Here is a 1323-nt window from a genome sequence, read left to right on the forward strand (position 1 = left end):
ATCACCCAAAAGCGAGAGTCGGGGCGCGGTCGTCAGGCTGCATCCGGTCCAGGCTGGCCTCAGGCTGTGCTTGCGCCTCCAGCAATGCCACGTAGCGTGATAATACGTCGGGACCTTCAACGTCGATCATTTCCTTCAGGAAGCGCTGGTGATGCGCTTCAATATAAAAGGAATCGCAGCCGTGGGCAAGAAATCCGGCAATCTGTTTGTAGACGTCGTCCCGGCAGCGCAGTTCTGTCTCGGGCAGGTATTCGGCCAGGGCGGAGCGTCCCGCATGCAGGTAGTCCCCCGCCAGCACCGGCTTTTTTGCCTTGACCGCTTCAAATACCACTGAGGTGGCAAGGTCGATGATGACGTCTGCCCAGTTCATGAGGTGGATGGAGTGGATGTCGCCGGCTACGCTGACGTTCGGCAGGCGCCGCAGGGAGCTGTTTTTTGTCAGGGATTGCTGCCAGCCGCCGCGGGTGTGCGGTTTGATGATGAGTTCCACGCCCGGAAAGCCGGCAACGATGCGCACGACTTCGCCCACTTCTTCCCAGAATGTGGAGAAGTTGCTCTTCCTCAGGAACATGACGACTTTGAGACGGCTGTCGGAGCGGGTCAGCGGCGAGGGCGGCAGTAGTGTGGCCAGTTTGGCGAGCCATTCGTCGCAGTAGCGCGGTGAGCCCAGGACGGCCAGTTTCTGGTTGTCCATGAACGGGCGAAAGCGTACGGAGCACAGTTCGTTCGGGACGACGACTTTGTCGAATATGCCCGCATTGGCAAAGGTGGTGTCGGGTTCGAGGCGCAGTTCACGGCGCCGGATGAGTTGGCTGGCATGGGGGCTGTCTCCATGCGGCAGGGAGACGGTGCCAAGTCCCATGGCGCGCGCGGTCGATAGTACGACTGCTACCCATTCCACGCAGATGGAGGAGTTCCTTTCGATCCAGTCAAACACGACGACGCCTTCACGCGCGTCGCCGAAGCTGCGGGTCAGCAGGCGCTGGGCGGTGCTGTGCCATACCGGGGCGCGCCGCTTGGCGTCATAGCGCCTGGCCAATGCCGCTGTTATCGGCGCCAGGAAGGGGCGCCGCAGGCTGCGGATGAGGATCAGCGTTTGCAGAAACCAGCGGGCAAATTCCAGCCGCGGCAGCAGGTCGCCAATGTAGGCCATGCGCACGCCTTCGAGTGTGCGCAGAAATTCTATCCGGTAGTCGTTGCGAAAGCGCGAGTTGCCTATCAGGACAATGTCGCAGGTGTGACCCGAGGCAATCCACTTGCTGATGACCGGGGTGATGTGGTCAATGTCGTTATAATGACGCAGAAAAAAAAGTGCTTTCATCC

The 1323-nt window shown here is 60.3% G+C and carries 1 protein-coding gene; it reads right to left on the minus strand.

Translation table 11 applies throughout. The features are described 5' to 3' along the window. Window position 1: 1 nt before the first annotated feature. Window positions 2-1321, minus strand: a complete 1320-nt coding sequence (locus BLP45_RS14220; protein ID WP_090373149.1) for a hypothetical protein — start codon at window positions 1319-1321, stop codon at window positions 2-4. Window positions 1322-1323 lie beyond the last annotated feature (2 nt).

The organism is Nitrosospira sp. Nl5, assembly GCF_900102495.1.
Lineage (GTDB): Bacteria > Pseudomonadota > Gammaproteobacteria > Burkholderiales > Nitrosomonadaceae > Nitrosospira.

Coding starts and splice junctions, on each gene's coding strand:
- BLP45_RS14220 (WP_090373149.1), bottom strand. CDS start 1,321: ATGAAAGCACTTTTTTTTCTGCGTCATTATAACGACATTGACCACATC.